A 25,235-nucleotide genomic window follows, 5' to 3' on the forward strand; every position below is an offset into this window, starting at 1 on the left:
TGAGAAGGCTGCCGCTCGGCGCGCGCGCGGATGCGCGTTCCTCAAGCGACGGTTCGAGGGGGCTCGGGGAGGGCTTCGGGGCTCACGCTGACGAAGGCGATGGCGGGAATGCCCGCGAGCCGTCGTTCGGGCCGCCATGTCACGGCCATCCCCCAGCCCTCGGACCGCAGGACCGAGACATGGCAGCAATGAAGGCCGCAATGGCTGGCGGCCGCGTCCTCGCCGGCCTGCTGCGCAGAAGCTTCGATCGCGGCGGCGTGCGGCGCCCCGCCGATCTCGGACGGTTCCGACAGGACGGCGTGGGCCGCGGGATGGTCATGGGGATGGGCGTGGCCGATCGGACCCGTCGCGGCATGGGAATGCCCCGCAGCGACCACCGAGAAGGCAACGAGCGTCACGATCTGGAAGACCGTGAGCAGGGTGCGCCAAAGGGTGCGGGGAGCCGACATGACAGAGAGATCCTATCACAACGGAGCCGTTCGGCCATGCGGATTCTCACGCCCGACTCGGGGCGATCCTGCCCACTGTCCCAAGGTCTGTAATCCGCACCTGTGATCCGCGGCCCCGTCGATTTGCGCAAAGAAGGCCGAGCCGCCACAAGCGCCGCAGCGCGAGGACGGGGGCAGCCGTTCCCTTTCGCCCGCCAGAGACGCCGCTATCATAGGGCCGGCGTCGCCTGAATTGGCGGACCAGTCGCGATGCGGGCAGGAAAGAGCCGAAGATGGACCGATTAGATCCTCGCTGGATGCGGCGTTATCAAGTTACGGAAGTGTTGAAAGAGTTTAGCAATAAGAGCGTATTTTATTTTCCGAATCCGGGAAATGCGGGCGACTCGCTGATATCCGTCGCGACCATGCAGCTGTTCAAGCGTCTCAATATTACCTTCAAGCCGGTCGGGCTCGATGCGAAGGTGGAGGGACAGGTCGTCATCCTGGGCGGCGGCGGCAACTTCATCCCGCTCTACACCGCCATCCGCACCGCCCTCGAACGGTTCAGTGGCAAGGCGAAGCGGATCATCCTGCTGCCTCATACCATTCGCGGCAACGAGGACGTGATCGCCTTCCTGCCGAGCAATGCGATTCTGATGTGTCGCGACGCCGAGAGCTATCAGCACGTTCTGAACATCAATCCAAAGTGCGAAGTCATGCTCACGCACGACATGGCATTTCATCTCGATACCGAGGAGCTTTACGCGAACATCCCCGATCCGGACCATTATCAGCAGAATTATACCGAGAAGCTGCAGCTGAACAATCTGACCCCGCGCGATCTGGCGCAGAAGCCGGAATCGTACTTTTTTCGCCGGGATACGGAATCGACCGGGCGACACCCCACCACGGACCTCGATCTCTCCGCTGCGTTCACCTTCGGGGTCTGGCCCCGCAAGGCGGAGCTCGCCTCATGGTGCTTCCTGGAGGCCATTCGGACGTCGCAATCCGTCGCGACCGATCGCCTTCACGTCGCCATCGCGTCCGCCCTCCTGGGCAAGCCCTGTCGATTGCACGACAATTCCTATGGCAAGAACCGGGTCGTCTTCCAGCACAGCCTGCGCTCGTGGAGTTCGGTCTCGTTCCTGAACTGATCGATCGCGGGAACCAGCACCACGCGATCCGATCGCATCGCGTCCGTTTCACAGGCCGATCGGGCGCGGGGCGATGCGCCGGTCGGCCGGAGATCCTTCGACGGCGCAAGCGGTCGGGGAACACGAAGCGCGGCGGCGTGGCTCCGACGCTCGGACCCCGGAATGCCTACGGGGCCACCGAGCCATGTGCGGCCTGGATCAGCTCGTTCGCGAGCGCCTCGTCGTTGACGGCGCGCGCCAGCACGACCGCGCCGACCAGTGTCGAGAGCCTGGCGAGGGAACGTTGCCGACGCCGCTCCCGGGACGCCTTCGGGGTGAGGTTGGCGAGGATCGAGGCCAATCCCTCGACGGCCCGGGTGAACCGGGCCCGGACCGGGCTGTCCGGTGGTTCGCGCGAGACGTCGTTCGCCAGGGCCGCGAGCGGACAGCCCTTCCCGGGCGACCGGAGATGTCCCTGGGACAGGTAGGTCGCGAGGATGGTGTCCACGTCTCCGCGCCGATCCTCGGCGACGGCCGCGTCGAAGGCCTCGGCCGCGAGAGCCTCCTTGTTGGCGAACTGGCCGTAGAAGCCGCCATGGGTCAGGCCCGCGGAGGCCATGATGTCCGCGACGCCGACACCGTGAAGGCCGCGCTCCCGAAACAGGGTCGCGGCGACCTCGACCACGCGCTGGCGATTGAGCCGGGCCTGCTCCTGCGAAACTCTCGGCATTGTTGAATCTCTCGATGTTCCAACACGTTATATAGCGGCTGCCCCTCGTCTCATGAAGGGCCGACCCTTTCGTATCGGCCCGGGAGCTGGACGCCGGCTCTCGGAACAAGCCGATCCGAAACGGACGTCCCGAGAATCCTCCCGGATCCGAGATCCAGGATGAATTCCCCAAGGCCGGTGGGAACGACGCACGACCGGTCTGCGCGAGGGAGCGGAAGCGCAGACCGGTCGCCGCATCGCAGGCCCGATGCCGGGCCGGCGATCGCGTGGGTCGGAGGCCCGTCCACGAACCCGGTCCTCTGGCGTCAGGACTGGGCCGGTTGCAGCATCGCGCCGGCCTCCGACGGGACCTCCGCCTGCCGCGCCTCCCGCGAGACGCGGAACCACAGGGCGTAGAGGGCGGGCAGGAACAGGAGGGTCAGGAGGGTGCCGACGCCGACGCCGCCGATCAGGACATAGGCCAGGGCCCCCCAGAACACCGAGTGGGTGAGCGGGATGAAGGCTAGCATCGCCGCCGCCGCCGTCAGGATGACGGGACGGGCCCGCCGGACGGTGGATTCCACGATGGCCTCGTAATCCGACAGGCCCGCCGCCCGGTCGTGGTGGATCTGGTCCACGAGGATCAGGGTGTTGCGCATCAGGATGCCGGAGAGCGCGATCAGGCCGAGGATCGCGTTGAAGCCGAAGGGCTGGTGGAAGATCAGCAGCGTCGGCACGGCCCCGACCAGACCGAGCGGGGCGGTGGCGAACACCATGAACATCGTCGTGAACGAGCGCACCTGAAGCATGATGACCGTCAGCGTCACGATCAGCATCAGCGGGAAGACGGACACCAGGGCCGTCATCGCCTTGGCGCTCTCCTCCACCGCGCCGGCCGAGTCGATGCGGTAGCCCGGCGGGAGCTTCGCCCGGATCGCCTCAAGGAGCGGCGCGACCTGCGCGTGGATGTCCGGCGGCTGCCGTCCGTCGATGACGTCGCCCTGGACGCGGATATAGGTCTCGCGGTTGTAGCGCTTGAGCACCGCGTCCTCGCTGCGGCTCTCCAGGCGCGCCACCTGCGCGAGCGGGACTTGGCGTCCGTCCTTGGTCGCCAGCGTCAGGTCGCCGATCTCGCCGAGCGAACGCCGCTCGGGTCCCGGACTGCGCAGGAGCACGTCCACGGAGCGCAGGTTCTCGCGCACCTGGGTCGCCGGCGTCCCGTTGAGGTAGCTCTGCAATTGCTGGCCGGCCTCCTTCGGCGTCAGACCGATCAGGCGCAGCCGCTCCTGGTCGAGGGCGAGGTGCAGGCTCGGGGTCTTGTGGCCCCAGTCGAGGTGGACCATGCGCATGTTCGGGTTGGAGGCCATGGCCTCGGCCACCTCGGCGGCGATGCCGCGGATGACGTCGAGGTCCGGCCCCACCACGCGGAACGCCACCGGAAAGCGGACGGGCGGCCCGAACACGATCTGCAGCACCCGCACCCGCGCTTCGGGGAAGCGGCCCTCCTCGACGAGCCCGCGCACCTGGGCCCGGAGCGCGTCGCGGGCGTGGGAATCGGCGGTCTGCACCACGATCTGGGCGAAGGCCGGATCGGGCAGTTCGGGATCGAACGAGAGCACGAAGCGGGGCATGCCCTGGCCGATATAGCTCGTGATCGCGCGTGCCTCGGGCAGCGGGCGGATGGCGTCCTCGACCCGCCTCACCGTGGCTTCGGTGGCCGCGAAGGCCGAGCCCGCCGGCAGCGTCACCTCGACGATGAGTTCGGGGCGCTCCGAGTTCGGGAAGAATTGTTGTTCCACCTTGCCCATGCCGACCACGGCCGTCGCGAACAGAGCCAGGGTGATGCCGGCCGCCCACCATTTGTGGTCGACCGAGAGTCGCACGATCCGGCGCAGGCGCTGATAGTTCTTGGTGGCGTAGATCGCCTCGTGCCCGCCCTCGACCTTCTTGATGTTGGGCAACAGCTTGACGCCGAGATAGGGCGTGAAGGTCACCGCCACGACCCACGAGACGATCAGCGAGAAGGCCACGACCCAGAAGATGTTGCCGGCATATTCGCCCGCCGTCGAGGCCGCGAAGCCCACCGGCAGGAAGCCCGCGATGGTGACGATCGTGCCGGTCAGCATCGGCGCGGCGGTGGCGCTCCAGGCATAGGTCGCCGCCGCGATCCGGTCGGCGCCCTCCTCCATGCGCACCACCATCATCTCGATGGCGATGATGGCGTCGTCGACAAGCAGCCCGAGGGAGATGATCAGGGCGCCCAGCGTGATCCGGTCGAAGTCGCGGCCGGTGAGCATCATCACCACGAACACCGCCGACAGCGTGAGGGGCACGGCCAAGGCCACCACGATGCCGACGCGGAACCCGAGCGCGACCAGGGACACGAGGATCACCACCCCGAGGGCGGTGAAGAACTTCACCATGAACTCTTGGATCGCCTCGTCGATGACCTTGGCCTGATCGGTGATCTTGGTGAACCCGATGCCGGTGGGCAGTTCGTGGTGAATCGCGATCTCCTCGGCGTTGAGCGCCGCGCCGAGGGTGAGGCCGTTGAAGCCGGGCTTCATCACCACGCCGAGCATCAGGGCGGGCTCGCCGTCGTTGCGGATCGCGAAGGCCTTCGGCTCCTCATAGCCGCGCTTGACCTCGGCGATGTCGCCGAGCTTGAGGCTGCGCTCGCCCGCCGCCACCGGGAGGTTGCGGATCGCGTCGAGCCCGTCGATGGCGCCGTCGAGTCGCAGGTAGACCCGCGGCCCGTCCGCCTCGACGAAGCCCGCGGGCGTCACGTCGTTCTGGTTGGCGAGGGAGGCCAGGAGCTGCGGGCCCGTGATCCCGAGGGTCGCGAGGCGCTGGTAGGAGATTTCGACGAAGATCTTCTGCGCCTGTTCGCCGAGGATGTTGATCTTCTCGACGCCGGGCACCCGCAGCAGGCGCTGGCGCAGATCCTCCGCCCGCATCACGAGGTGGCGGTGCGGCTGCCCCCTCGCCTGGAGCGCGTAGAGGGCGAAATAGACGTCCGAGAATTCGTCGTTGAACAACGGTCCGAGCACGCCGCGCGGCAGGCTGGAGGCCTGATCGGAGAGTTTCTTGCGGGTCTGGTAGAACTCCCCCTGGACCTTGGCCGGGGGCATGTTGTCCTTGAAGAACACCTTCATCAGCATCAGGCCGGGCCGGACCGTGGTCTCGACGCGGTCGTAGTAGACGAGTTCCTGCAGCCGCTTCTCCAGCGGGTCGGCCACCTGCCGCTGCATCGCGTCGGCGGTCGCGCCGGGCCACGCGGCCGAGACCGCCATCACCTTCACGGTGAAGGTCGGATCCTCCGCGCGCCCGAGCCGCTCGAAGGCGAAGATTCCGGCCCCGATGATGGCGATCAGCAGGAACAGCGTGACGGCGCGCTCGCGCACCGCCAGCGCCGAGAGGTTGAAGGAGGTGGCGCTCATCGGGCCACCCCCGTGATGCTCGCGGGCGCCTGGCGCACGTGCTGTCCCGTGGTGAGGAGATGGGCGCCGAGGGCGACGATCCGATCGCCCGGAATCAGGCCGGAGGCGATCTCCGCGCTTTCCTCGGAGAGGCGGGCGATGGCGACCGGCTGCGCGCGGACCGTGTTGGTGTCCCGATCGAGCCGCCACACGGCGGCGCCGGCGCCCGCGTCGAACAGGGCGCCGAGCGGCACGGCCACCGAGGCCGGGCGCCCGGCCTCGCTCGGCGTGAGCCGGAGCGTCACGGTGGCCCCGAGCGGCGCGTCCTCGCCGTTGCCGGACAGGATGTAGCGCGCCCGGTAGGTGCGCGTGGCCGGGTCGGCGGTGGCGGACAGCTCGCGGAGGCGGGCCGGGTAGGTGGTCTCCCCCTCGGCATAGAGCGTGGCGGAGGCCGTGCCCGTCGCGAGGCGGCGGCTCGCCTCGGGCACGAACACCTCCGCCTCGCGGGCGCCGTCGCGGGCCAGCCGCACGACGGTCTGGCCGGCGGCTACCACCTGGCCGGGTTCGGAGGGCACCTCCATCACCACGCCGTCGGCATCGGCCTGGAGCTCGGAATAGCCGGCCTGATTGGCGATCTGGCTCGCCTGGGCCTCGGCCGAGGCGAACTGGGCGATGGCCGCGTCCGCCGCAGCCTTGTTCTGGTCGTAGCTCTGCCGCGAGGTCCAGCCCTCGCCGACGAGCTTGCGGCTGCGCTCCTCGTCCGCCCTGGCCTTGATCATCTGCGCCCGCGCCGCCTCGACCGAGGCCCGGGCCGCGTTCAGCGCGAGGGTGAAATCGGTCCGGTCGAGCCGCATCAGCGCCTGCCCGCGCCGCACGTGGTCCCCGGGATCGACGAGGCGCTCGAAGATCTTGCCGCCGACGCGGAAGCCGAGATTGCTCTCGGTCCGGGCTCGGATCACGCCCGTGTAGCGCGCGATTCCCGCGGCCGCCGGGGCGACATCGACGGTCTGGACCAGGGGCGGCTCGGGCGCCACGGCCGTCTCGGCCGGCGAGCACCCCGCCACCACCAACCCGGCAAGAACAACGACCCATCGCTTGTCCATCGTCGTCCCCGTGACCGTCTGGAGGCAGAAATAAATTAGATAAGTAATCTATTGCGGCATGGGTTCGGCGTCAATGGCGGCTCCGGCGGGTGATCGCGGACCCGGGCGACGCAGCGGGCGATCCGCCCGGCCCGCCGATGGTAAGGATTCCGATGGCGGGAAGGCCGGACGCGTCAGAGATGGCCTTCGCGGGCCTCGCGCAGGGAGCCGCCGAAGCGGCGCTGGAAGGCGCGGGAGATCGACGCGTCGTCGCGGAATCCCGCTGTGACGGCGATGGCCTCGATCGTCCCACCGAGGACGGCCAATCGTGTGCGGACGCTGTCGAGGCGGGCGTTGCGGATGGTGGCCCGGACACCGCCCCGCTCCGAGAAAGCGGCGCAGAGGCGGGTGCGCGAATTGCCGAGGCCGCGCACCCGCGTATCGACATCGAAGTCGCTCACTTGGCGCGCGATCGGGGCGTCGGCCAGGCCGCGGATCGCCTCGAGGCTCAGCGGCCCGTCCTCTGCGGTGTGGGCGGAGCGCCATTGATCGACCAGGCCGGCGGGGAGATGGATCAGGCCGTCGAGGCCGCTCTCGCGTTCCCCGGGCGTCATGGTCGGCACGGCCTGTACGTAGGCGGCGAAGAGAACCGGTGAACAGGCCAACCAGCGGCGCGTTGCGGGCGAGAAGCAATCCGCTGCGTTCCGCTGGTCCGTCCCCCGCGCGCCTCGAAGACGGCGCGGTCGGGCGACCGCGTGTTCGAAGGGATCGGCGACGGCACCGACACGATCCGCACGAGCGTGAGCTTCACCCCGGCGGCCAGTCAGGAGATCGATGAACTCCACGTTCTGCGCTCGGCCGGTGACCGGGCGATCGACCGGACCGGCAACGCGTTCGCCCAGACGGTGATCGGCAACAACGGCGCGAACGTGCTGAACGGCGGCTGGGGCAACGACGGGCTGACCGGCCGGGGCGGAGCCGACAGCTTCGTCTTCGTCAATGGGCTGGGCTCGGTCAATATCGCCCGCATCACCGACTTTGCCAGCGAGGACACGATCCGACTGTCGCAGAGCATCTTCACGACCCTGGCGACGGGTGAACTCGACAAGAGCGCGTTCAAGAACATCAGCGCCAATTCGGTCGATGCCGACGAGCGCACCTTGTTCAAGCCCTCGACCGGGGAGCTGTTCTACGATGCGGGTGGCTCGGGTAGCGGAGGGACGGTGAAATTCGCGACGCTCGACAACAAGGTCGCGCTCACCGCTGATGATTTCTTCATCGTGTGAGGTGACGGCACCGACGCGCGCACGGCGATCGCCTCGGTATGACGCAATCTCCCGGGCGCGTTGCCCGTCACCGCGGTCGCTCGGCGGATGACGCCGACGACGACGCGGGGATCGCTGTTCGTTACCCGCGCCTCCTCCCGAGAGGGGGTTGCCGGTTTGCGGATCATACCAAATCCGGTTGATCCCTTCGGGATGGCGGATTTGGGCTTCGCTCAAACGCTGCGCGGGCTTGCCTGATCTGGGCTCCGCTTTGATCAAGCGGAGCCCAGATCAGGCGATGCTCCGGTTCGCACGCCACTTTGCCGAACCGGCGGGCGCTGCGGGATCGGCCATGTCTCCGCGTGCCGCGACAGTGATGGGTCCTCTGGCGGGCGGCGACGTGAAAGCCGGCAACCGGCTCCTGCAGCTCGCGAACGGGTTGCGACCACGACCGGCCTGATCGCGCCATCAAACCCTGAACGGCACGGGCGCGCTGACCCGGGCGTTCCGATGCCGGACCAGTCTGTGCGCCCTCGTGTTTGCCGGGCACGCGTCCTCGGCCGCTCCGAACCACCGAAGGTAGGCGATTTCTGTTGCCAGACGATTGCCGGATCTCTTTCTGGAGATGTCTCAAGATTGCCCGGCCGTTTATGCTCGGGCGCTTCGGTATCGTTCCGATCTGAGAGGGCAAATTCTCTCGTATCAGCCCGAGGGAGATGCCCTCTCTCAGAAAAAGTCGATACGAAACAACATCCCGAGAAATTTTCTCTGTTCGGATATCCTGAACGATACCCGAGGATCGTCGCGAGTTCGCCGGGCTGTCGAGGCGATTGCATCCGCTGGAGTGCGGTGGTCTGTGTCACCGGAGCGCCCGTCACGGGCCCACAGGAGCCTCCCGGCGATGTCGATCAATCAGGGCGCGGCCGAGCAAGCCGCCGAGCTTTCAGCGCTCCGCGCAATGGTCCAAACGGTCGCGATGCTCACGTTCGAGAGCCACGGATTCACCGCCGACAAAGTCCGCATGCTGGGCCGTCACCTCGCCGCCCAGATCTCCGGCCTCGAAGTGGCCGGCGCTGCCGAAGCCGACCTGCAGTTCATCCGAGAGGCCAACAGCCAGGCCTATGTCGCGCTCTTCGACGCGGTCGCCGATGGGATGAGCGGTCAAGCCGGAGAGCGCGAAGAGTAGTGCGCGAGCATCGCCTGATCCGCCCAGGCTCAACGCCGGTCGTGGGTCACGACCCGGCGTGCCGAGGCGCCACCAATGGCAGCCTGCCGCGAGCGGCTGATACAAGTTCATGGAAGGTGTCGGGAAGGTCACCACCTGTCGCGACGGAAGGCGAACAGGTGAGTGGCGGAGACGGAGGGATTCGAACCCTCGATACCCTTCTTAGGGGTATGCTCATTTAGCAAACGAGTGCCTTCAGCCTCTCGGCCACGTCTCCTCGCCCCCTGGCTCTAGAAGCTCTCCGGGGACGGGTCAACCTCTTCGCGGGGGGGCGTGGGACAGATCGCGACATCCGGCGGGCCGATGAGGGTTTTGGGAGCGTGTCTGGGTTGCGGTGGCGGGCGGCGGGTCGGCCGCGTTCCCCGCGCGGGCGATTGGCCAGCGCCGGTTCGGGGCCGGTGCGCCTCACGCCTCGGCGAGGCGCTTGCGCTGGACCTTGCCGTTGGACGTGCGGGGCAGGGCGTCGAGGAAGCGAATCTCCCGGGGGGTTTTGTAGCCGGCCAGCCGCTCGCCGCACCAGGCTTTGAGACCCTCGGCATCGGGCGCGGCGCCGGGGCGCAAAACCACGAAGGCCGCGATCACCCGCAGGTCGGCGCGCACCGCGAGTTCGGTGACGCCGACTTCGGCCACGTCCGGGTGCTCGGCGAGGGCCCCCTCCACCTCCACCGGCGAGACGCGGTAGCCCATGGCGTTCATCAGGTCGTCGTTGCGGCCGTGGAACTGGAGGTAGCCGTCGGCGTCGAGGCTGGCGAGGTCGCCGCCCGCGAACCAATCGCCGCGCATCACCGCCGCCTCCTCCTCGGGCCGGCGCCAGTAGCCCAGCATCAGCCCGGGCTCGGACCGGTGCACCGCGAGCAGGCCGGTCTCGCCGGCCGGCAGCGGTTCCGGGGCACCCTCGACGGGAAGGATCGCGACCCGCCGGCCGGGCTGGGGCCGCCCCGGCGAGCCGCGACGCACGGGGATCGTCGGCCCGCTCGACACGTAGGTTGAGATCTCGCTCATGCCGAGCGCCTCGTAGAGCGGCTTGCCGGTGTGGGCGGTCCAGTCGTCGAGGAGGTCGGGACTGAGCGCCTCGCCTGCCGTCACGCCGTGGCGCAGGCGCGACAGGTCATGGGCCGCGAGGTCGGCGTATTTGAGGATCTGCCGATAGACGCTCGGCACCGCGGCGAAGATCGTCGCCCCATGGGCGTCGATCAGGCCGGGCCAGATGCCACGGTCGCGCGGGCCGTTGTAGAGCACCGCCGTGGCCCCGCAGGCCCAAGGATCGGTGATGCCGACACCGAGCGTGTAGGTCCAGTTCATCGTGCCCGCATGCAGCATCACGTCGGCCTCGGTGAGACCGAGCCAGTGCGCGTGCATCGGCTGCCGGCCCCAGACCGCGCGGTGGGCGTGGAGCACGCCTTTGGGGCGGCTCGTGGTGCCGGAGGTGTAGACCAGGGTGGCCGGATCGTCGGCGGCGGTGTCGGCATAGGCGGGGAGCGGCGCACCGGCCTTCAGGACGGCCACGTCCGTGGCGTCGAGCCAGAGCCGGCCGCCCGTGCCGGCCTCGGGCGTCGAGAAGCCCTCGCCGACGACGATCGCCGCCACCGCGGCATTGTCCATCAGGAACGCGGCCTCGTCGGCGGTCAGCTGGGGCGAGGAGGGCAGGGCGACGAGGCCGGCGGCGAGTGCGCCGAAATAGACGAGGACGTAATCGGTCTCGTTGCCCATCCGGATCATCACCCGGTCGCCGGGCCTGAGCCCGAGCCCGAGTAAGCCCGCCGCGATGCCGCGCACCGCCCGATCGGCCTCGGCATAGGTGAGGCGGCTCACCGCACCGCCATCGCCGGCCATCACGAGGGCCGTCTTGTCACCGCGCTGACGCGCGTTCGCTTCCAGGCAATGGCGGGCCGCGTTGAAGCGGGCGGGCGGCAGGCGGTCGTCGGAGATCGGCACGGGGGCGTCCGGTCGTCGTGGGCGGCCTCCGGTGTCCGCTCCCGCTCCCGCCCCGTCAAGCGCGGCCGCTGCGGCCGCGCGCCGCTCGGGCGCGACTCGTCGGTCAGCCGCGCGCCGGCCGGACGAGGCCGGACCGGTGATCCTCCGCGTTCTCGGTCAAGGCGAGCCAGAGGAAGCGGGCCGGATCGACCGGCCCCGGCAGGACGAGCCGCCCCGGGGGGACCGGACGGAAGCCGAAGCGGCGGTAATAGGGTGCGTCGCCGACCAACGTCACGAGGCCGTGGCCGGTGCGACGGGCCGCCTCCAGGCTGGCCCCCATCAGAGACGAGCCGATGCCGCGTCCCGAAAAGCTTGGATCGACGGTGAGGGGGCCAAGGACGAGGAGCGGTCCGCCATCGGCCTCCGCCGGGCCGACCCGCACCGAACCGACCAGATAGGTGCCGACGAGCGCCGTGAAGCACAGGTCGGGCAGGGGCGCCGCCCCCTCGCGCAGGCGATAAGCGGTGCGGGCGAAGCGGCCCGGCCCGAAGGCGCGGGCGTGCAGCCGCTCGATGGCCGAGCCGTCGTCGGGATGCTCGGGGCGGAGGACGAGGGGGAGGGCGGTCACGGAAGCGGAGTCTCGGCGCGGACCCCTGGGCCGATAGCAGCCCGCTCCTCAGCCGGCAAACGACGCCGCCCGCCGGCCCCCGCCATCAGGCCGCGCGGGCGGAAAAATCGATGCGCGGGTCGATCCAGGTGTAGATCAGGTCGGAGAGCAGGTTCACGGCCAGCCCGAGCAGGGAGAAGATGTAGAGGGTCGCGAACACCACCGGATAGTCGCGCCCGACGATCGAGGTGAAGGACAGGAGCCCGAGGCCGTCCAGCGAGAAGATCGTCTCGATCAGCAGCGAGCCGGTGAAGAAGGCGGTGATGAAGGAGCCGGGAAAGCCCGCGATGACGATCAGCATCGCGTTGCGGAAGACATGGCCGTAGAGGACGCGGCGCTCGGTCAGGCCCTTCATGCGGGCGGTGAGGACGTATTGCTTGCGGATCTCGTCGAGGAACGAGTTCTTGGTGAGCAGCGTCGAGGTCGCGAAGGCGCCGAGCACCAAAGCGGTCAGCGGCAGGGTGAGGTGCCACGCGTAGTCGATGGCCTTGCCCCACAGGGAGAGCGACTCGAAGTTTTCCGAGGTGAGGCCCCGGATCGGGAAGATCTGCACGAACGAGCCGCCCGCGAACAGGATGATGAGCAGGATGCCGAACAGGAAGCTCGGGATCGCGTAGCCGACGATGACCACGCCTGAGGTCCACACATCGAAGCGCGAACCGTCGGAGACCGCCTTGCGGATTCCCAGCGGGATCGAGATCGCATAGGACAGGAGCGTCATCCACAACCCCAGCGAGATCGAGACCGGCAGCTTCTCCTTGATCAGCTGCAGCACGCTCACGTCGCGAAAATAGCTGCGGCCGAAATCGAACCGGACATAGTCCCACAGCATCTTGGCGAAGCGCTCGGGCGCCGGCTTGTCGAAGCCGAACTGGGCTTCGAGCTTCTTGATGAAGGCGGGGTCCAACCCTTGCGCGCCGCGATATTTGGAGGTCTCGGAGCCCCCGCCGCCGCGGGTAGCGCCGCCGCCGAGATCGCCCTGGCCGCCGGTGACCCGCGAGAGCGAGCCTTCCTGCTGGCCCTGGAGCTGGGCCAGCACCCGCTCGACCGGTCCGCCGGGGGCGAACTGGATGATCGCGAAGGTGATCAGCATGATCCCGAAGATGGTCGGGACCATGAGGGCGAGGCGCCGCAGGATGTAGCCGAGCATGGTTGGAGCCTCAGTCTCGGCCGATCCGGCGCGCCTTCTCGGCGTCGTACCACCACAGGTCCGGGGTGCCGAGGCCGTAGGCCGGCGGGGTCGCCGGATGGCCGAACACGTCCCAGGTCGCGATCCGGTAGCTCGGGGCGTACCACATCGGAATCCAGTAGCGGCCTGCGCGCAGCACGCGGTCCAGGGCCCGGCAGGCGGTTTCCAGCGACGCGCGCGAGGTGGCGGTCACGGCTTTCTCGACCAGGGCATCGACCACCGGGCTGTGGATGCCCGCGAGGTTATTGGTCCCGGCCATGGCCGCGGCGGAGGATCCGAAGGTGGTGCGCAGTTCCGGCCCCGGGGTCGCCCCCTGCGAGGCGTTGCGGATCACGATGTCGAAATCGAAATCGCGCACGCGCAACTGGTATTGCGAGGCGTCGACGATGCGCTGCCGCGCCTGGAGACCCAGCCGGGCGAGATTGCGGATGAAGGGCTGGGTGCGGGCTTCCCAGATCGGGTCGTTGTCGAGGAACTCGAAGGCGATCGGCGCGCCGCTTGGCAGCTTGAACACGCTGCCGTCGCGGGTGCAGCCCGCCTCCTTCAGGAGCGCGTTGGCGCGGCTGAGCAGCGCCCGGTCCTGGCCCGAGCCGTCGCTCGACGGCATCACCCAGGCCTCGCCGAAGACTTCCGAGGGCAGATGCTCAGGATGGGCGTCGCGCAGGGGTTCGAGCAGCGCGAGTTCATCCGGGCCCGGCTTTCCCGTCGCCTTGAGGTCCGACCGCTCGAAGAACGAGTCCGTGCGGACATAAGTGTCGAACATCTGGTTGCGGTTGGTCCAGGCGAAGTCGAAGCACAGCCCGATCGCCTCGCGCACACGCGGGTCCTTGAACACCTCGCGGCGGGTGTTGAACCACCAGCCCTGGATGCTGGCCGGCGCGTTGTTCGGCAGCGTCACCCGCTTCACCCGGCCCTCGCGCGCCGCCGGGAAATCGTAGCCGTTGGCCCAGATCGAGGAGGTGAACTCTTCCCGGTAGGTGAACGCCCCGCTCTTGAACGCCTCGAACGCCGCCCGCCGATCGCGGAAATACTCATAGCGGAGCGCATCGAAGTTGTTGCGCCCGACATTCACCGGGAGTTCCGCCGCCCAGTAATCCGGCACCCGCTCCAGCTCGATGAAGCGGCCGACATCCATCCGCCCGACGCGGTAGGGGCCGGAGCCGAGGGGCGCCTCCAGCGTCGAGGCCTCGAAATCGCGGCCCTTCCACCACGTCTCGGAGAAGATCGGCAGGCCGGCCACCGTCTGCGGCAGGTCGCGGGCATAGCCCGGCTTGTAGCGCACCAGTACCACGTCGTCGGCTTCCGCCACCGCATCCTCGAGATCGAGGATTTCCTGCGAAATCGCCGGATGGCCCTTGTCGCGCAGAATCTTGAGCGAAAAGGCGACGTCGCGCGCGGTGAGCTTCGAGCCGTCGTGGAAATAGGCCTGTGGCCGCAGCCGGAAGCGCTGGGTCAGGCCGTCCGGGCTCGTCTCCACCGTGCGGGCGATCAGCCCGTAGGCGGCATCCGGCTCGTCGAGGGCGCGCACCATCAGGCTGTCGAAGGTGAAGTTCAGCCCGCCGGCGCCGTTGCCGCGGAACACGTAAGGGTTGAGTGTATCGAAGGAATCGAAGCCCTGGTTGCCGAAGGTCTGGACGAGCTGGGACGAGAATCGTCCACCCCGCGGGGCCATCGGGTTCACGTAGTCGAAGTTCGGGAAGTCGGGGCCGTATTTGAGCTCGCCGAAGCTCGACAGTCCGTGGCGGGCCCCGGTGGGCTCGGCGCCCTCGGCGCGGAGGCGGTGGGGGAAGGCGGCGGCCGCGGCGAGCGCCCCGGTGCCGAGGACGAGCCCGCGGCGCGTCGGGCGGGCGCTCAACGCGGTGCCCCGGTCTTGGCGGCGCGCGCCTCGTCGTACCACCAGATCGTCGGAAAGCCCGAGGAGCCGTAGCGCGGCAGCACTGCCGGGCGGCCGAAGCGGTTCCAGCGGATCGTTCGGACGACCGGCGAGGACCATTGCGGCAGGACGTAGTTGTGGGCGAGGAGCGCCCGGTCGAGGGCGCGGGTGGAGGCCACCAGCGTCTCGCGGTCGCTCGCGAAGATCACCTTCTCGATCAGGGCGTCGATGCCGGCGTCCTGAATGCCGGCGACGTTGCGCGTTCCGGGCTTCTCGGCGGCGGCCGAGCCCCAGTACTCGCGCTGCTCGTTGCCCGGCGAGAGCGATTCCGGCCAGCTCGTGGTCGTGATGTCGAAGTCGAAGGCGCGCAGGCGGTTCTGGTACTGGGCCTGATCGATCACCCGTACGCTGCACTGGATGCCGATGAGCTTGAGCTGCGCCGCGAACGGCAGGATCACCCGCTCGAACACGTTCTGAAATTCCAGGAACTCGACCGTGAAGGGCTCGCCGGTGGTCTTGTTGACCATCTGCCCGCTCTTGAGCTCGAAGCCGGCCTCCTTGAGGAGGCCGACCGCCTGGCGCAGGTTCGCCCGCACGGCCTCCGGCGTGTCGTTGACCGGGTTCTTGTAGACCTCGGTGAAGACGCGGGGCGGCAGCTTGTCCTTGACGCTCTCCAGGATCGCCCGCTCGTTGCCCTCGGGCAGGCCGGAAGAGGCGAGTTCGGAGCCGAAGAAGTAGGAATTGATGCGCTGGTACTGTCCGTAAAACAGCTGCCGGTTCATCTCCTCGAAGTTCATGGCGAGGTTGAAGGCGCGCCGCACCCGCTCGTCCTTGAACTTGTCCCGGCGCAGGTTGAACGTGAAGGCCTGCATGATCCCGGTGCCGCGGCCCGGGAATTCCTCCTTGACGAGCCGGCCCTCGCGGACCGCGGGGAAATCGTCGAATTGCGTGGCCCAGTTGCGGGCGACGTTCTCGGTGCGGAAATCGTAGAGGTCGCCCTTGAGGGCCTCCAGCAGCACCGATCCATCGCGAAAATACTCGAAGCGGATCGTGCCGAAATTGTTGCGTCCGCGGTTCACGGACAGGTCCTCGCCCCAGTAGTCCGCGACGCGCTCGTAGGTCGCCGACCGGCCTGGATCGAGCTTGACGAGCCGGTAGGGGCCGGAGCCGAGCGGGATCTCCAGCGTCGTCTCGGCGGGGTTGCGTGGCTTGCCGTCCGCGGTCTGGCCGGTCCACCAGTGCTTCGGCAGCACCTGCATCTGACCCAGCACCTGGGGCAGCTCGCGGTTGCCGGATTCCGAGAAGCGGAAGGTGATCTCGCGCTCGGAGCCCGGCTCGGCCCCGGTCACGCTGTGGTAATAGGCGGCGTAGAACGGGCTGTTGGCCTTGAGCGTCTCGAAGGACCAGATCACGTCCTCGACCGTGACGGGCCGGCCGTCGTGCCAGCGGGCGCCGGCCCGGAGGCGGTAGGTCACGGACATCCCGTCGGGGGCGACGCGCACCGCCTCGGCGAGCAGGCCGTAGGAGGAGAACGGCTCATCGCCCGAATCCTCCATCAGCGTGTCGTAGATCTGGGTGATCCCGCCTTCGAGGTCGCCCTTCAGCCCGTTGACGACGACGTTGAGATTGTCGAACCCGCCCTGCGCCCCGAGGCGGACGAGGCCGCCGACCGGGGCCTTCGGGTCGACATACTCGAAATGGGGGAAGTCGGGCCCGTATTTCGGTTCGCCGAGCAGGGTCAGGGCGTGGCGCCAGCGGTCGGGGGCTGCCTGGGCCGAGGCCTTGGCCGCCGATTCCGCCGGCTCCTGGGCGGCGGCGGGCCCGCGGAGGCCGAGGGCGGCGAGCGCTCCGGCAAGGAAGCTGCGGCGTGCGATCACGGCGTGTCCTGTCACCTGGGCGCGGTCTCCCGTCTGTCGCACCCGTTCGTCGGAACGGGCGAAAATCCGGGCTCGTTCTAGGACGCCCGGGCCCCCCGCGCCAAGCCGCCGCGAGCGCGCAGCCTCGCCGGACGCGCCTGTCCGACCGAAAGAGGCCTGTCTGTCCGAAAAACGACTGCCTGTCCGAAAAACGACTGCCCAACGAAAAAGGCCGGGCGCTCCGGCCCGGCCTTCCTGGTCTCGATGAATCGTCGCCTTACGGCTTGGGCGCCTCGGGATCGGCCTTGGCCGGCGCCTCTGTGGCCGCCGGGGCCTCGGGGGAGGCCGGCGCCTTCTGGGTGTCGACGTCGCCCGACGGCTTGGCCTCCGGCGCCTGGGGCGGCGCGACCTCGTTGCGCTGGGGCTGCACCTCGGGGGCCGGGACCGGACGGGCCGTGCCCTTGCCGTCGCCCTCGGCGCCCTGGGGTGCGTTGGTCTCGGGCTTCTTGTCCTTGTCGCCGGTCTGGCTCTCGGGGGCCTTGTCGGCGGGCTTGCTCTCCGGGGGCTTGCTCTCCGGCGGCTTGGCGGCCGGCTTCTCGCCCTCGGCCTTCTTCTCGGCCTCGGCGGGCTTTTTCTCGCCTTCGGCGGGCTTGGCCGCCTCGTCCTTCTTCTCGGCGACCGGGAGCGGCTTGGGGCTGTCGGAGAGGGTGCGCAGATAGGCGATCACGTTGGCGCGCTCGGTCGGCGAGCCGATGCCCGCGAAGGCCATCTTGGTGCCCTTGGCATAGCCCTTCGGGTTCTCGAGGAAGTGATCGAGATCCTCGTAGGTCCAGGTGCCGCCCTTCTCCTTCAGGCCGGCCGAGTACTCGAAGCCGGCGGCATGCGCCTTCTCCCGCTCGACGACGTCCCACAGGTCCGGGCCGACCTTGTTCGGGCCGCCCTTCTCGAAGCTGTGGCAGGCGGCGCAGGCCTTGGTGCCGCCCTTGCCCTTGTCGGCGTCGGCGCTGGCGAGCCGCACGGCGACCGGTTCGGCTTTCGGCGCGGCGGCGGCCGAAGCGGCGGCCTTCGGCTCCGGTTCGGGCAGCGCGTAGCCCGCGCTGCCCGCGGGCTTCGGGTGGTAGATCAGCTCCGCCACGAAACCCGACCCGACTGCGAACAGCAGGGCGCCGAGAACTGCGCCGGCGACCTTGTTCAGCTCGAAGGAATCCATGCTCGACTGCTCCGGCGCGCGGGATGAGGGACCCGGCGAATGGGGGCCCGACGGGCAAGACGCCGGACTTTGGAAGATTTCGAGGGTGATTAGCCGTTCGGGGCCGATCTTGACAATGGCCCGCGCGCGCAGCGCGCTGTCGCACGGCCGGTTTTCCCATGGGCTGGTATACCAGCCACGGCGGTCCCCTGCTTTCCCCCCCGCGATGACAAGCCCGGCCGCCGCTGGTAGAGCCGCCCGCGACGCCGCAAGGTCATCGCCCCACGCCATGTCCGATCCGCTCATTCTGATTCCGGCCCGGCTCGCCGCCACGCGCCTGCCGAACAAGCCGCTCGCCGACCTCGCGGGTGAGCCGATGATCGTCCATGTCTGGCGACGCGCCGTCGAATCGGGGATCGGCCCCGTCGTGGTCGCGACCGACTCGCCCGAGATCGTCGACGCCATCGAGTCCCGCGGCGGGCTCGCGGTGATGACCCGGGCCGACCACCCCTCGGGCTCCGACCGCCTCGCCGAGGCGCTGGAGATCATCGATCCGGAGGGCCATCACGATGTCGTCGTCAACGTGCAGGGCGACCTCCCGACCATCGACCCGGCGATCATCGGCGCGGCGGTGATGCCGCTGGCCGATCCGCATGTCGACATCGCCACCCTGGCGGCGGTGATCGAGCGGTCGGAGGAGGCCGACGCCCCGAACGTCGTCAAGATCATCGGTCACACCGTCGGCCCCAATCGCCTCCGGGCGCTCGCCTTCACGCGCGCCCGGGCGCCCTGGGGGGATGGGCCGCTGTTCCACCATATCGGCCTCTACGCCTATCGCCGGAAGGCGCTCGCGCGCTTCGTCCGCCTGCCGCAGGGGGAGCTGGAGCGCCGGGAGAAGCTGGAGCAGCTGCGGGCGCTGGAGGCCGGGATGCGCATCGACGCCGCCCTCGTCACCGACCTGCCCCTCGGCGTCGACACCCCGGCCGACCTGGAACGCGCCCGGGCGCTGCTCGCCACCCGCCGCCTCAACTGAAGCGTCCCGCGCCATGACCGACCGCACCATTGCCTATCAGGGCGAGCCCGGAGCCAACTCGCACATCATCTGCGCTCAGGCCTATCCGGACTGGACCTATCTTCCCTGCCCAACCTTCGAGGACGCCTTCGCGGCGGTGAACGAAGGCGCGGCCGGCCTCGCCATGATCCCGATCGAGAACTCGATCGCCGGCCGGGTCGCCGACATCCACCACCTGATCCCGACGGCCCGGCTGCACATCATCGCCGAGCACTTCCTGCCGATCCACTTCCAGCTCATGGTGCTGCCCGGCGCCCCGGCGGAGGGGCTGCGCAGCGCGCACAGCCACGTCCACGCCTTGGGCCAGTGCCGCCGCGTCATCCGCCGCCTCGGCCTCAAGGCCGTGGTCGCGGGCGACACCGCGGGCGCGGCCCGCGAGGTGGCCGAGGCGGGCGATCCGACCCGCGCCGCGCTCGCCCCGGCGCTCGCGGCCGAGGTCTACGGTCTCGACATCCTGGAGCGGGACGTGGAGGACGAGGCCCACAACACCACGCGCTTCGTCGTGTTCGCGCCCGAGGCCGTGCCGTCCGATCCCGGCGACGGCGCCCATGTCACGAGCTTCATCTTCCGGGTGCGCAACATCCCGGCGGCGCTCTACAAGGCGCTTGGCGGCTTCGCCACCAACGGCGTCAACATGTCGAAGCTCGAAAGCTACATGGTCGAGGGCCAGTTCACCGCGACCCAGTTCTACGCCGAGGTCGACGGCCATCCCGAGGATGACGGCCTGCGTCGCGCCCTCGACGAACTGCGCTACTTCTCCCGCGAGGTGCGCATCATCGGCACCTATCCGGCCCATCCCTTCCGCGAGGCGACCCGGCAGGCGGCGGAATAACCGTTCCCGCCTGACATGGTCTAAACCGTCGCCCTCCGTCCTGATCTTCGGCGAGCGATGAGCACTTATCGATTCGACGACCTCCTGGCCCCGCGCCGGATCGCGGTGGTTGGCGCCGGAGACCGGCCGGGTTCGGTCGGCCGGGCCATCATCGACGGCCTGCGCGCGGGCGGGTTCGAGGGCGAGATCGTTCCGGTCCATCCCCGGGAGGCGAGCGTCGACGGGCTCGCCTGCGTGCCCTCCATCGCCGGCCTCGCCCAGCCCCCGGACCTCGTCATGGTGGCGACGCCCCCGGGGGCGGTGCCCGGCATCGTCGAGGAGGCGGGCCGGGCCGGGGCCGCCGCGGCGGTGGTGCTCTCGGCCCATCTCGGCCAGGGCGAGGCCGCACCGATGGGCGCGGCCCAGGCCACGGCTCGGCGCTACGGCCTGCGCCTGATCGGGCCCGACAGCGTCGGCCTCAGCGTCCCGGCCAAGGGCCTCAACGCCAGCCTCCTCGCCCAACCCCCGAAGCCCGGCGACCTCGCGCTGATCTCGCAATCGGGCACCGTCGCCTCCGCCATCGCCGCCTGGGCGGGCCGGCGCGGTGTCGGCTTCTCGGCGGTGATGACCCTCGGCCGTTCGGCGGATGTCGACGTGGCCGACTGCCTCGACCATTTCGCCGAGGATTTCCACACCCGCGCGATCATCCTCTCCCTCCACCACGTCGCGGATGCCCGGAAATTCCTGAGCGCCGCCCGGGCCGCGGCCCGGGCCAAGCCGGTCGTGGTGCTGCGCACCGGCCGTCACGAGGCGTCCGCCCACGCCCCCGAGACCCATACGGGCGCCCTGGCCCGGCCGGGCGCGGTCTACGAGGCCGCGTTCCGCCGGGCCGGCCTGCTGGCCGTCGACGGGCTCGACGCGATGTTCTCGGCGGTCGAGACGCTGGGGCGCCAGCGCCCCTTCCCGGGCCATCGCCTGATGATCGTCTCGAACGGCCGCGGCATCGGTGCTCTCGCCGCCGACGGCCTCGCCGACCGGGGCGGTGCCCTCTCTGCGCCCTCGCCGGCCGCGCTCGCGGCCCTGGAGCCGGTGCGGCATGGCGGGCGGGCCAACCCCCTCGATCTCGGCATCGACGCGGTGCCGGAGGACTATGCCCGCGCCCTGGAGCCGCTGCTCGCCTGCCGTGAGAGCGATGCCCTGCTCGCGATCCATGTGCCGACCGCCCGGGCCGGTAGCCGCGCGGTGGCGCAGACCGTCGCCGCCGCCGTCGCGTCGGGCCGCAAGGCCGGGCGGCGCAAGCCGGTCTTCGCCGTCTCGATCGGCGAGGACGAGGCGATCCGGACGATCTACGGCGAGGCCAAGATTCCCCTGTTCCCGACCGATGCCGACGCGGTCGAAGGCTTCCTGCACCTCGTGCGCTACCGCGAGGCCCAGGACGACCTCATGCGCACCCCCGCTTCGCTGCCGCGGGACTTCTCGCCGGACATCGCCGCGGCCCGGGGAATCGTCGAGCAGGCGCTGGCCGAGGGCCGGACCTGGCTCGATCCCGGCGCCATCGCCGCTTTGCTCGCCGCCTACCGGATCGAGTCGGTGCCCGTCGCCCTCGCCCCCGATCCCGAGGGAGCCGCCGCTGCGGCCTGGCCGTTCATCGCCGCTGGAGGGACCGTGGCCCTCAAGCTCGTCTCGCCGGACGTCGTGCACAAGTCGGAGGTCGGCGGCGTGCGCCTCGGCCTCACGTCCGAGGCCGACGTCCGCGAGGCCGCCCGGGCCATGATCGCCCGGGTGCGGGCTCTGCGCCCAGAGGCCCGCATCGCCGGGTTCGCGATCCAGCCGACGGTGCGCCGGCCCCAGGCACGGGAGCTGATCGCGGGGCTCGCGGAGGATCCGGTCTTCGGCCCCGTCGTCGTGTTCGGCCGCGGTGGCACGGCGGTGGAGGTGATCGATGACCGGGCGCTCGGCCTGCCGCCCCTCGACCTCGCTCTGGCGGGCGAACTGATCGGGCGCACCCGCGTCGCCCGCCGGCTGGCGGCCTACCGCGACGTGCCCGCCGCCGACACGGGCGCCATCGCGCTCACCCTCGTCAAACTCGCCCAGCTCGCCGCCGACCTGCCGGCGGTGCGCGAACTCGACATCAACCCCCTGCTCGCCGACGCGGACGGCGTTCTCGCTCTCGACGCGCGGGTGCGGATCGAGGCGGAGGCCGGGTCGGAGCGCCGCCGCGGCCGATGGCATCCCCGCTTCGCGATCCGACCCTATCCGGCCGAGTGGGAGCGGCGGCTCGTGGCCGGCGACCGGCGCATCCAGGTCCGCCCGGTGCGGCCCGAGGACGAGGGGATGTTCCGCGCCTTCTTCGGACAGGTCGATCCGGAGGACGTGCGCCTGCGCTTCTTCGCCCCCGTGCGTGAGTTCAGCCACGCCTTCCTGGCCCGGCTGACCCAGCTCGATTATTCCCGGGCTATCGCCTTCGTGGCCACCGAGGAGGGGCCGGACGGCGACCGGCGCATGCTCGGCGCCGTCCGGCTCCACGCTGACGCCAACCATGATTCGGGCGAGTTCGCAATTCTCGTGCGCTCCGACATCAAGGGCACCGGCCTCGGCATCGCCCTGATGCGCATGATGATCGACTGGGCCCGTACGGAGGGCATCGCCTGCGTCGAGGGCAGCGTGCTCGCCGAGAACCGGGCCATGCGCTCCGTCTGCCGCCATCTCGGCTTCGAGGAGCGGCTCGCCCCGGACGAGTCCGGCCTCGTCAAGGTCAAGCTGCGGGTCGGGGCCGGCGGCAGCGCATGAGAAAGGCCGCCGACCCTCTCGGATCGGCGGCCCTTTCGATGACGATGTCGGCGGGGGTCAGTGGCCGCTCTCGGTGGCGTCGCGGGTCGACTCGTAGAGGAACCACGTGCGCTCCTCGGCCTGGTCGATCCACTCCTCCAGGAGGCTCGTGGTCGAGACGTCGTTCGCCTCGTCGGTCACCGCGTGCAGCTCGCGCATGTTGGCGGTGAGCGTCTTGTTGTCGTCCCGCAACTCCTTGAGCATCTCGAGCGGGCTGACGTAATCGGCGTTGTTGTCCTGGACGCGCTTGAGGCCCTCGGCCTGACCGAGCGAGCGCAGGGTGGTGCCGCCGATCTTGCGGGCGCGCTCGCCGACCGCGTCGATGATCGAGAAAATCTGCTCGGATTGCTCGTCGAGCAGGAGATGGTAGTCGCGGAAATTCGGGCCGCTGACATGCCAATGGAAGTTCTTGGTCTTGATAAAGAGCGCGAACAGGTCCGACAGCAGCACGGTCAAGCCATGCGCGATCTTGGTGACGTCCTCCGGATTGAGGTCGGTCGGGGTGTTGAGCCGGTCGCTGGCGACGCGCAGTTTAGCCTTGGCCATCGCGGAAATCCTCAAACTGTCTTCGAAACGCGGCCAGCGTCCGAGCGCCGGCACTCGTCGGGCAGAATGAGGTTTTCGAGGCGATTGTTCCAGCGCGCATGGCAGCCTCCCTGTCGGGGGATGCCAAGGCTCCATGGCGCATGCCGGCTCAGGTCCTCCCGCCGACGAGACCCGGCGGAACGAGGCCCGGCTCGCCGTCCGGCGCAGGGACGGCCCGGCGGACGGGCGGCTTCGCCGCGATCGGGGCCGGCCCTGGTGCGGGAGCGACGGCCCTTGGCGCCTCGGGCCGTGCGCCTTCGACCTTGACCGCCGGCTTGGCCGCCGGCGCGGGAGGGCGCGGCGTCCCGCCCGCGGCCTCGGACCGCGACGGCAGGCCCCGCTGGCCGAGCGCGCCCGTGGTCGCGACATCGGGCGGCGGGGCGGCGGGCTTCGCCGCGGCAGCGGTCCCGGCCGGGGCGGCGGAGGGCGTGTCGAGGCCGTAGATGTCGTCGCGGAAATGCACCCGCCCGTCCGTGGTCGCGTAGCCGGTGAGATAGACGAAGGCCACCGGCACCGGCTTGACGAGCTTGACGTCGCGCCGGTCGCCCGTGGCGATCCCGGTCTCGATCTCGATCGGACCCCAGACCGAGCCGGCCCCGTTCGGCCCCTCGGTGCCCTGGAGCAGCCAGGCGGCGAACTCCTTCACCTGCCCGACGCGCACGCAGCCATGGGAGTGGAACCGGACCGAGCCGGCGAAGAGCGACTTCGAGGGCGTGTCGTGCATGTAGATCGCGTGGCGGTTCGGCATGTCGATCCGCACCTGCCCGAGCGAATTGTCGAAGCCGGCATCCTGGCGCAGCGTGTAGTTGGCCGCCTTTTCGGTGGTCCAGTCGATCGTCGTCGGATCGACCTCGACCCCACCGGGGCCGAGGATGCGGATGTGGTTCTTGGCCAGATATCCCGGATTCTTGCGCATCGTCGGGATGATCTCGTTCTTGATCACCGAGATCGGCACGGTCCAGGTCGGGTTGAGGTTGACGTCGGTGATGCGGGTCTCGACCGTCGGCGTCTGCTTGTCGGGCTTGCCGACCACCGCGACGTAGCGGCGGGTCACCGCGCCATTCTCCACCGCCTCGACGGTCGCCGAGGGGATGTTGACGGCGACGTAGCGCTCGCCGAACGCGAAGTTCGATCCCAACACCCGCTGGGCCGAGGCGCGCAGCTGCCGCTGGCGGACCTCCGCCGGCACGTTCAGGGCGTTGAGCGTCAGCCGTCCGAGGATGCCTGAATCCGGCAGGCCGTGCCGGGCCTGGAAGGCTTTCACGGCGGCCACCAGCGGCGGGTCGTAGCGATCGGAGGGCGGCGCCTCGGCGGGCAGGTCGCCGGTCAGCGTCAGGTGGTGGCGCAACGACGGGATCGCCGGATGGCTGTCGCCGGGCTTCGGGGCGAAGTCGGGCGGCAGGGTCTTCCAGCCGCCGGCCTCGGCATAGATCTGATAGCGCTCGGCGGCCCGCATCGTCTCGACGAAGGTCTGCGCCGTGTAGGTCGGCAGTGGATCTTCGGAGACGCGGGCGTAGACGGTCGGCGGCAGCTCCCGTGACACCTTCTTGACGGGCGCCGGTTCGGTCGGAGCGGCGTCCGGCCGCGTCTCGGCCCTTGCCGGCTTGGGCTCTGCCTTCTCGGTTTTGGCCTCCGGGTTGGGATCGGGCCGCAGCTCCGGTTTCGGCTCGGCCTTGCCCTCGGCGCGGGGCTCGATTCGCAGGTTGATCCGGGAGTCGGAGCGGGGCTCGGGTGGAGGCTCGGCCCGAAGCGGCGTGGCGAGCAGCAGGGCGAGGGCCGCGGCACCGCCGAGCAGCCGGGTGCCGCGCGGGGCGGGGAGGACGTACGGCATCGCGGGTCTCGTCGGGGACACGAAGCGCGATCATCCGGGGGGATGGTTACCATCTCCCTCCGCGCGCCCGATGGGCGTTGTCCCGCGTTGCGGCGCCCGTGGGGCCGGGCCCCGTGCCGCGGTGGTGCGGGCCGCCTGGATGTGCAAAACCCGGGGCG

19 protein-coding genes and 1 tRNA gene are annotated in these 25,235 nt (G+C 69.8%); 6 read left to right on the plus strand and 14 right to left on the minus strand.

Translation table 11 applies throughout. The features are described 5' to 3' along the window. Nucleotides 1-41: 41 nt before the first annotated feature. Complete coding sequence (locus tag LW587_RS05100; RefSeq protein WP_232628512.1) at nucleotides 42-449, minus strand: hypothetical protein; 408 nt, start codon at nucleotides 447-449, stop codon at nucleotides 42-44. A 296-nt stretch (nucleotides 450-745) separates the two neighbouring features. Between LW587_RS05100 and LW587_RS05105 the strand changes: the two genes are divergently transcribed. Further along, nucleotides 746-1,582 carry a polysaccharide pyruvyl transferase family protein gene (locus tag LW587_RS05105; protein ID WP_269780296.1) on the plus strand — a complete coding sequence of 279 codons (837 nt, stop codon included), beginning with the start codon at nucleotides 746-748 and terminating at the stop codon, nucleotides 1,580-1,582. Between the two features lie 166 nt (nucleotides 1,583-1,748). On the opposite strand, the gene LW587_RS05110 is transcribed toward LW587_RS05105, so the two are convergent. The 4 genes from LW587_RS05110 to LW587_RS05125 all read right to left on the minus strand — a co-directional run bounded on the left by LW587_RS05110 (nucleotide 1,749) and on the right by LW587_RS05125 (nucleotide 7,385). After that, nucleotides 1,749-2,291, minus strand: a complete 543-nt coding sequence (locus LW587_RS05110; RefSeq protein ID WP_232628514.1) for a TetR/AcrR family transcriptional regulator — start codon at nucleotides 2,289-2,291, stop codon at nucleotides 1,749-1,751. 305 nt (nucleotides 2,292-2,596) lie between these two features. After that, nucleotides 2,597-5,710, minus strand: coding sequence for an efflux RND transporter permease subunit (locus LW587_RS05115; RefSeq protein WP_232628515.1), 3,114 nt, complete (start codon nucleotides 5,708-5,710; stop codon nucleotides 2,597-2,599). After that, nucleotides 5,707-6,792 (minus strand): efflux RND transporter periplasmic adaptor subunit, encoded by a 1,086-nt coding sequence (locus tag LW587_RS05120; protein WP_232628516.1) that lies wholly within the window; start codon nucleotides 6,790-6,792, stop codon nucleotides 5,707-5,709. The genes LW587_RS05115 and LW587_RS05120 overlap by 4 nt, the downstream gene beginning before the upstream one ends. A gap of 173 nt (nucleotides 6,793-6,965) precedes the next feature. Next, complete coding sequence (locus LW587_RS05125) at nucleotides 6,966-7,385, minus strand: helix-turn-helix domain-containing protein (protein ID WP_232628517.1); 420 nt, start codon at nucleotides 7,383-7,385, stop codon at nucleotides 6,966-6,968. 141 nt (nucleotides 7,386-7,526) lie between these two features. Between LW587_RS05125 and LW587_RS05130 the strand changes: the two genes are divergently transcribed. Together LW587_RS05130 and LW587_RS05135 are read left to right on the plus strand one after the other, a co-directional pair. After that, on the plus strand, nucleotides 7,527-8,057 hold the full coding sequence (locus LW587_RS05130) for a calcium-binding protein (RefSeq protein ID WP_232628518.1): 531 nt from the start codon (nucleotides 7,527-7,529) through the stop codon (nucleotides 8,055-8,057). Between the two features lie 880 nt (nucleotides 8,058-8,937). Next, nucleotides 8,938-9,222 (plus strand): hypothetical protein, encoded by a 285-nt coding sequence (locus LW587_RS05135; protein WP_232628519.1) that lies wholly within the window; start codon nucleotides 8,938-8,940, stop codon nucleotides 9,220-9,222. A 163-nt stretch (nucleotides 9,223-9,385) separates the two neighbouring features. Here the strand turns inward: LW587_RS05135 and LW587_RS05140 are convergent. From LW587_RS05140 to LW587_RS05170, 7 genes are all read right to left on the minus strand, one after another. Then, nucleotides 9,386-9,478 (minus strand) — tRNA-Ser (locus LW587_RS05140). Nucleotides 9,479-9,666: 188 nt separating this feature from the next. Continuing rightward, nucleotides 9,667-11,196: an acyl-CoA synthetase gene (locus LW587_RS05145; protein WP_232628520.1), complete on the minus strand. Its 1,530-nt coding sequence runs from the start codon at nucleotides 11,194-11,196 to the stop codon at nucleotides 9,667-9,669. 103 nt (nucleotides 11,197-11,299) lie between these two features. Next, nucleotides 11,300-11,803 (minus strand): GNAT family N-acetyltransferase, encoded by a 504-nt coding sequence (locus tag LW587_RS05150; RefSeq protein WP_232628521.1) that lies wholly within the window; start codon nucleotides 11,801-11,803, stop codon nucleotides 11,300-11,302. 85 nt (nucleotides 11,804-11,888) lie between these two features. Then, the gene (locus LW587_RS05155) at nucleotides 11,889-12,992 is read right to left on the minus strand and encodes a microcin C ABC transporter permease YejB (protein ID WP_232628522.1); all 1,104 of its coding nucleotides are present in this window, start codon (nucleotides 12,990-12,992) and stop codon (nucleotides 11,889-11,891) included. 10 nt (nucleotides 12,993-13,002) lie between these two features. Beyond that, nucleotides 13,003-14,886, minus strand: coding sequence for an extracellular solute-binding protein (locus LW587_RS05160; RefSeq protein ID WP_232628523.1), 1,884 nt, complete (start codon nucleotides 14,884-14,886; stop codon nucleotides 13,003-13,005). Next, entirely contained in the window at nucleotides 14,883-16,796 is a 1,914-nt protein-coding gene (locus LW587_RS05165; RefSeq protein ID WP_232628524.1) for an extracellular solute-binding protein, read from the minus strand. Before LW587_RS05165 ends, LW587_RS05160 begins: the two co-directional genes overlap by 4 nt. Nucleotides 16,797-17,037: 241 nt before the next feature. Continuing rightward, on the minus strand, nucleotides 17,038-17,970 hold the full coding sequence (locus LW587_RS05170; protein WP_232628525.1) for a c-type cytochrome: 933 nt from the start codon (nucleotides 17,968-17,970) through the stop codon (nucleotides 17,038-17,040). Nucleotides 17,971-18,238: 268 nt separating this feature from the next. Here LW587_RS05170 and LW587_RS05175 point away from each other — a divergent pair, with 268 nt between their 5' ends. Genes LW587_RS05175 through LW587_RS05185 form a run of 3 tightly spaced genes read left to right on the plus strand, consistent with a single transcriptional unit; the run spans nucleotide 18,239 to nucleotide 22,622 of the window. Beyond that, nucleotides 18,239-18,982 (plus strand): 3-deoxy-manno-octulosonate cytidylyltransferase, encoded by a 744-nt coding sequence (locus LW587_RS05175; protein ID WP_232628526.1) that lies wholly within the window; start codon nucleotides 18,239-18,241, stop codon nucleotides 18,980-18,982. Between the two features lie 13 nt (nucleotides 18,983-18,995). Then, a complete protein-coding gene (locus LW587_RS05180; protein WP_232628527.1) occupies nucleotides 18,996-19,853 on the plus strand; it encodes a prephenate dehydratase in 858 nt (285 codons plus the stop codon). Nucleotides 19,854-19,910: 57 nt separating this feature from the next. Beyond that, nucleotides 19,911-22,622, plus strand: a complete 2,712-nt coding sequence (locus tag LW587_RS05185) for a bifunctional acetate--CoA ligase family protein/GNAT family N-acetyltransferase (protein WP_232628528.1) — start codon at nucleotides 19,911-19,913, stop codon at nucleotides 22,620-22,622. A 57-nt stretch (nucleotides 22,623-22,679) separates the two neighbouring features. Here LW587_RS05185 and LW587_RS05190 read toward each other — a convergent pair whose 3' ends face one another. Continuing rightward, nucleotides 22,680-23,207, minus strand: a complete 528-nt coding sequence (locus tag LW587_RS05190) for a Dps family protein (RefSeq protein ID WP_232628529.1) — start codon at nucleotides 23,205-23,207, stop codon at nucleotides 22,680-22,682. Between the two features lie 148 nt (nucleotides 23,208-23,355). Continuing rightward, the gene (locus LW587_RS05195; RefSeq protein WP_232628530.1) at nucleotides 23,356-25,077 is read right to left on the minus strand and encodes a L,D-transpeptidase family protein; all 1,722 of its coding nucleotides are present in this window, start codon (nucleotides 25,075-25,077) and stop codon (nucleotides 23,356-23,358) included. Nucleotides 25,078-25,235 lie beyond the last annotated feature (158 nt).

It is taken from the genome of Methylobacterium sp. Leaf118 (genome assembly GCF_920984675.1).
Lineage (GTDB): Bacteria > Pseudomonadota > Alphaproteobacteria > Rhizobiales > Beijerinckiaceae > Methylobacterium.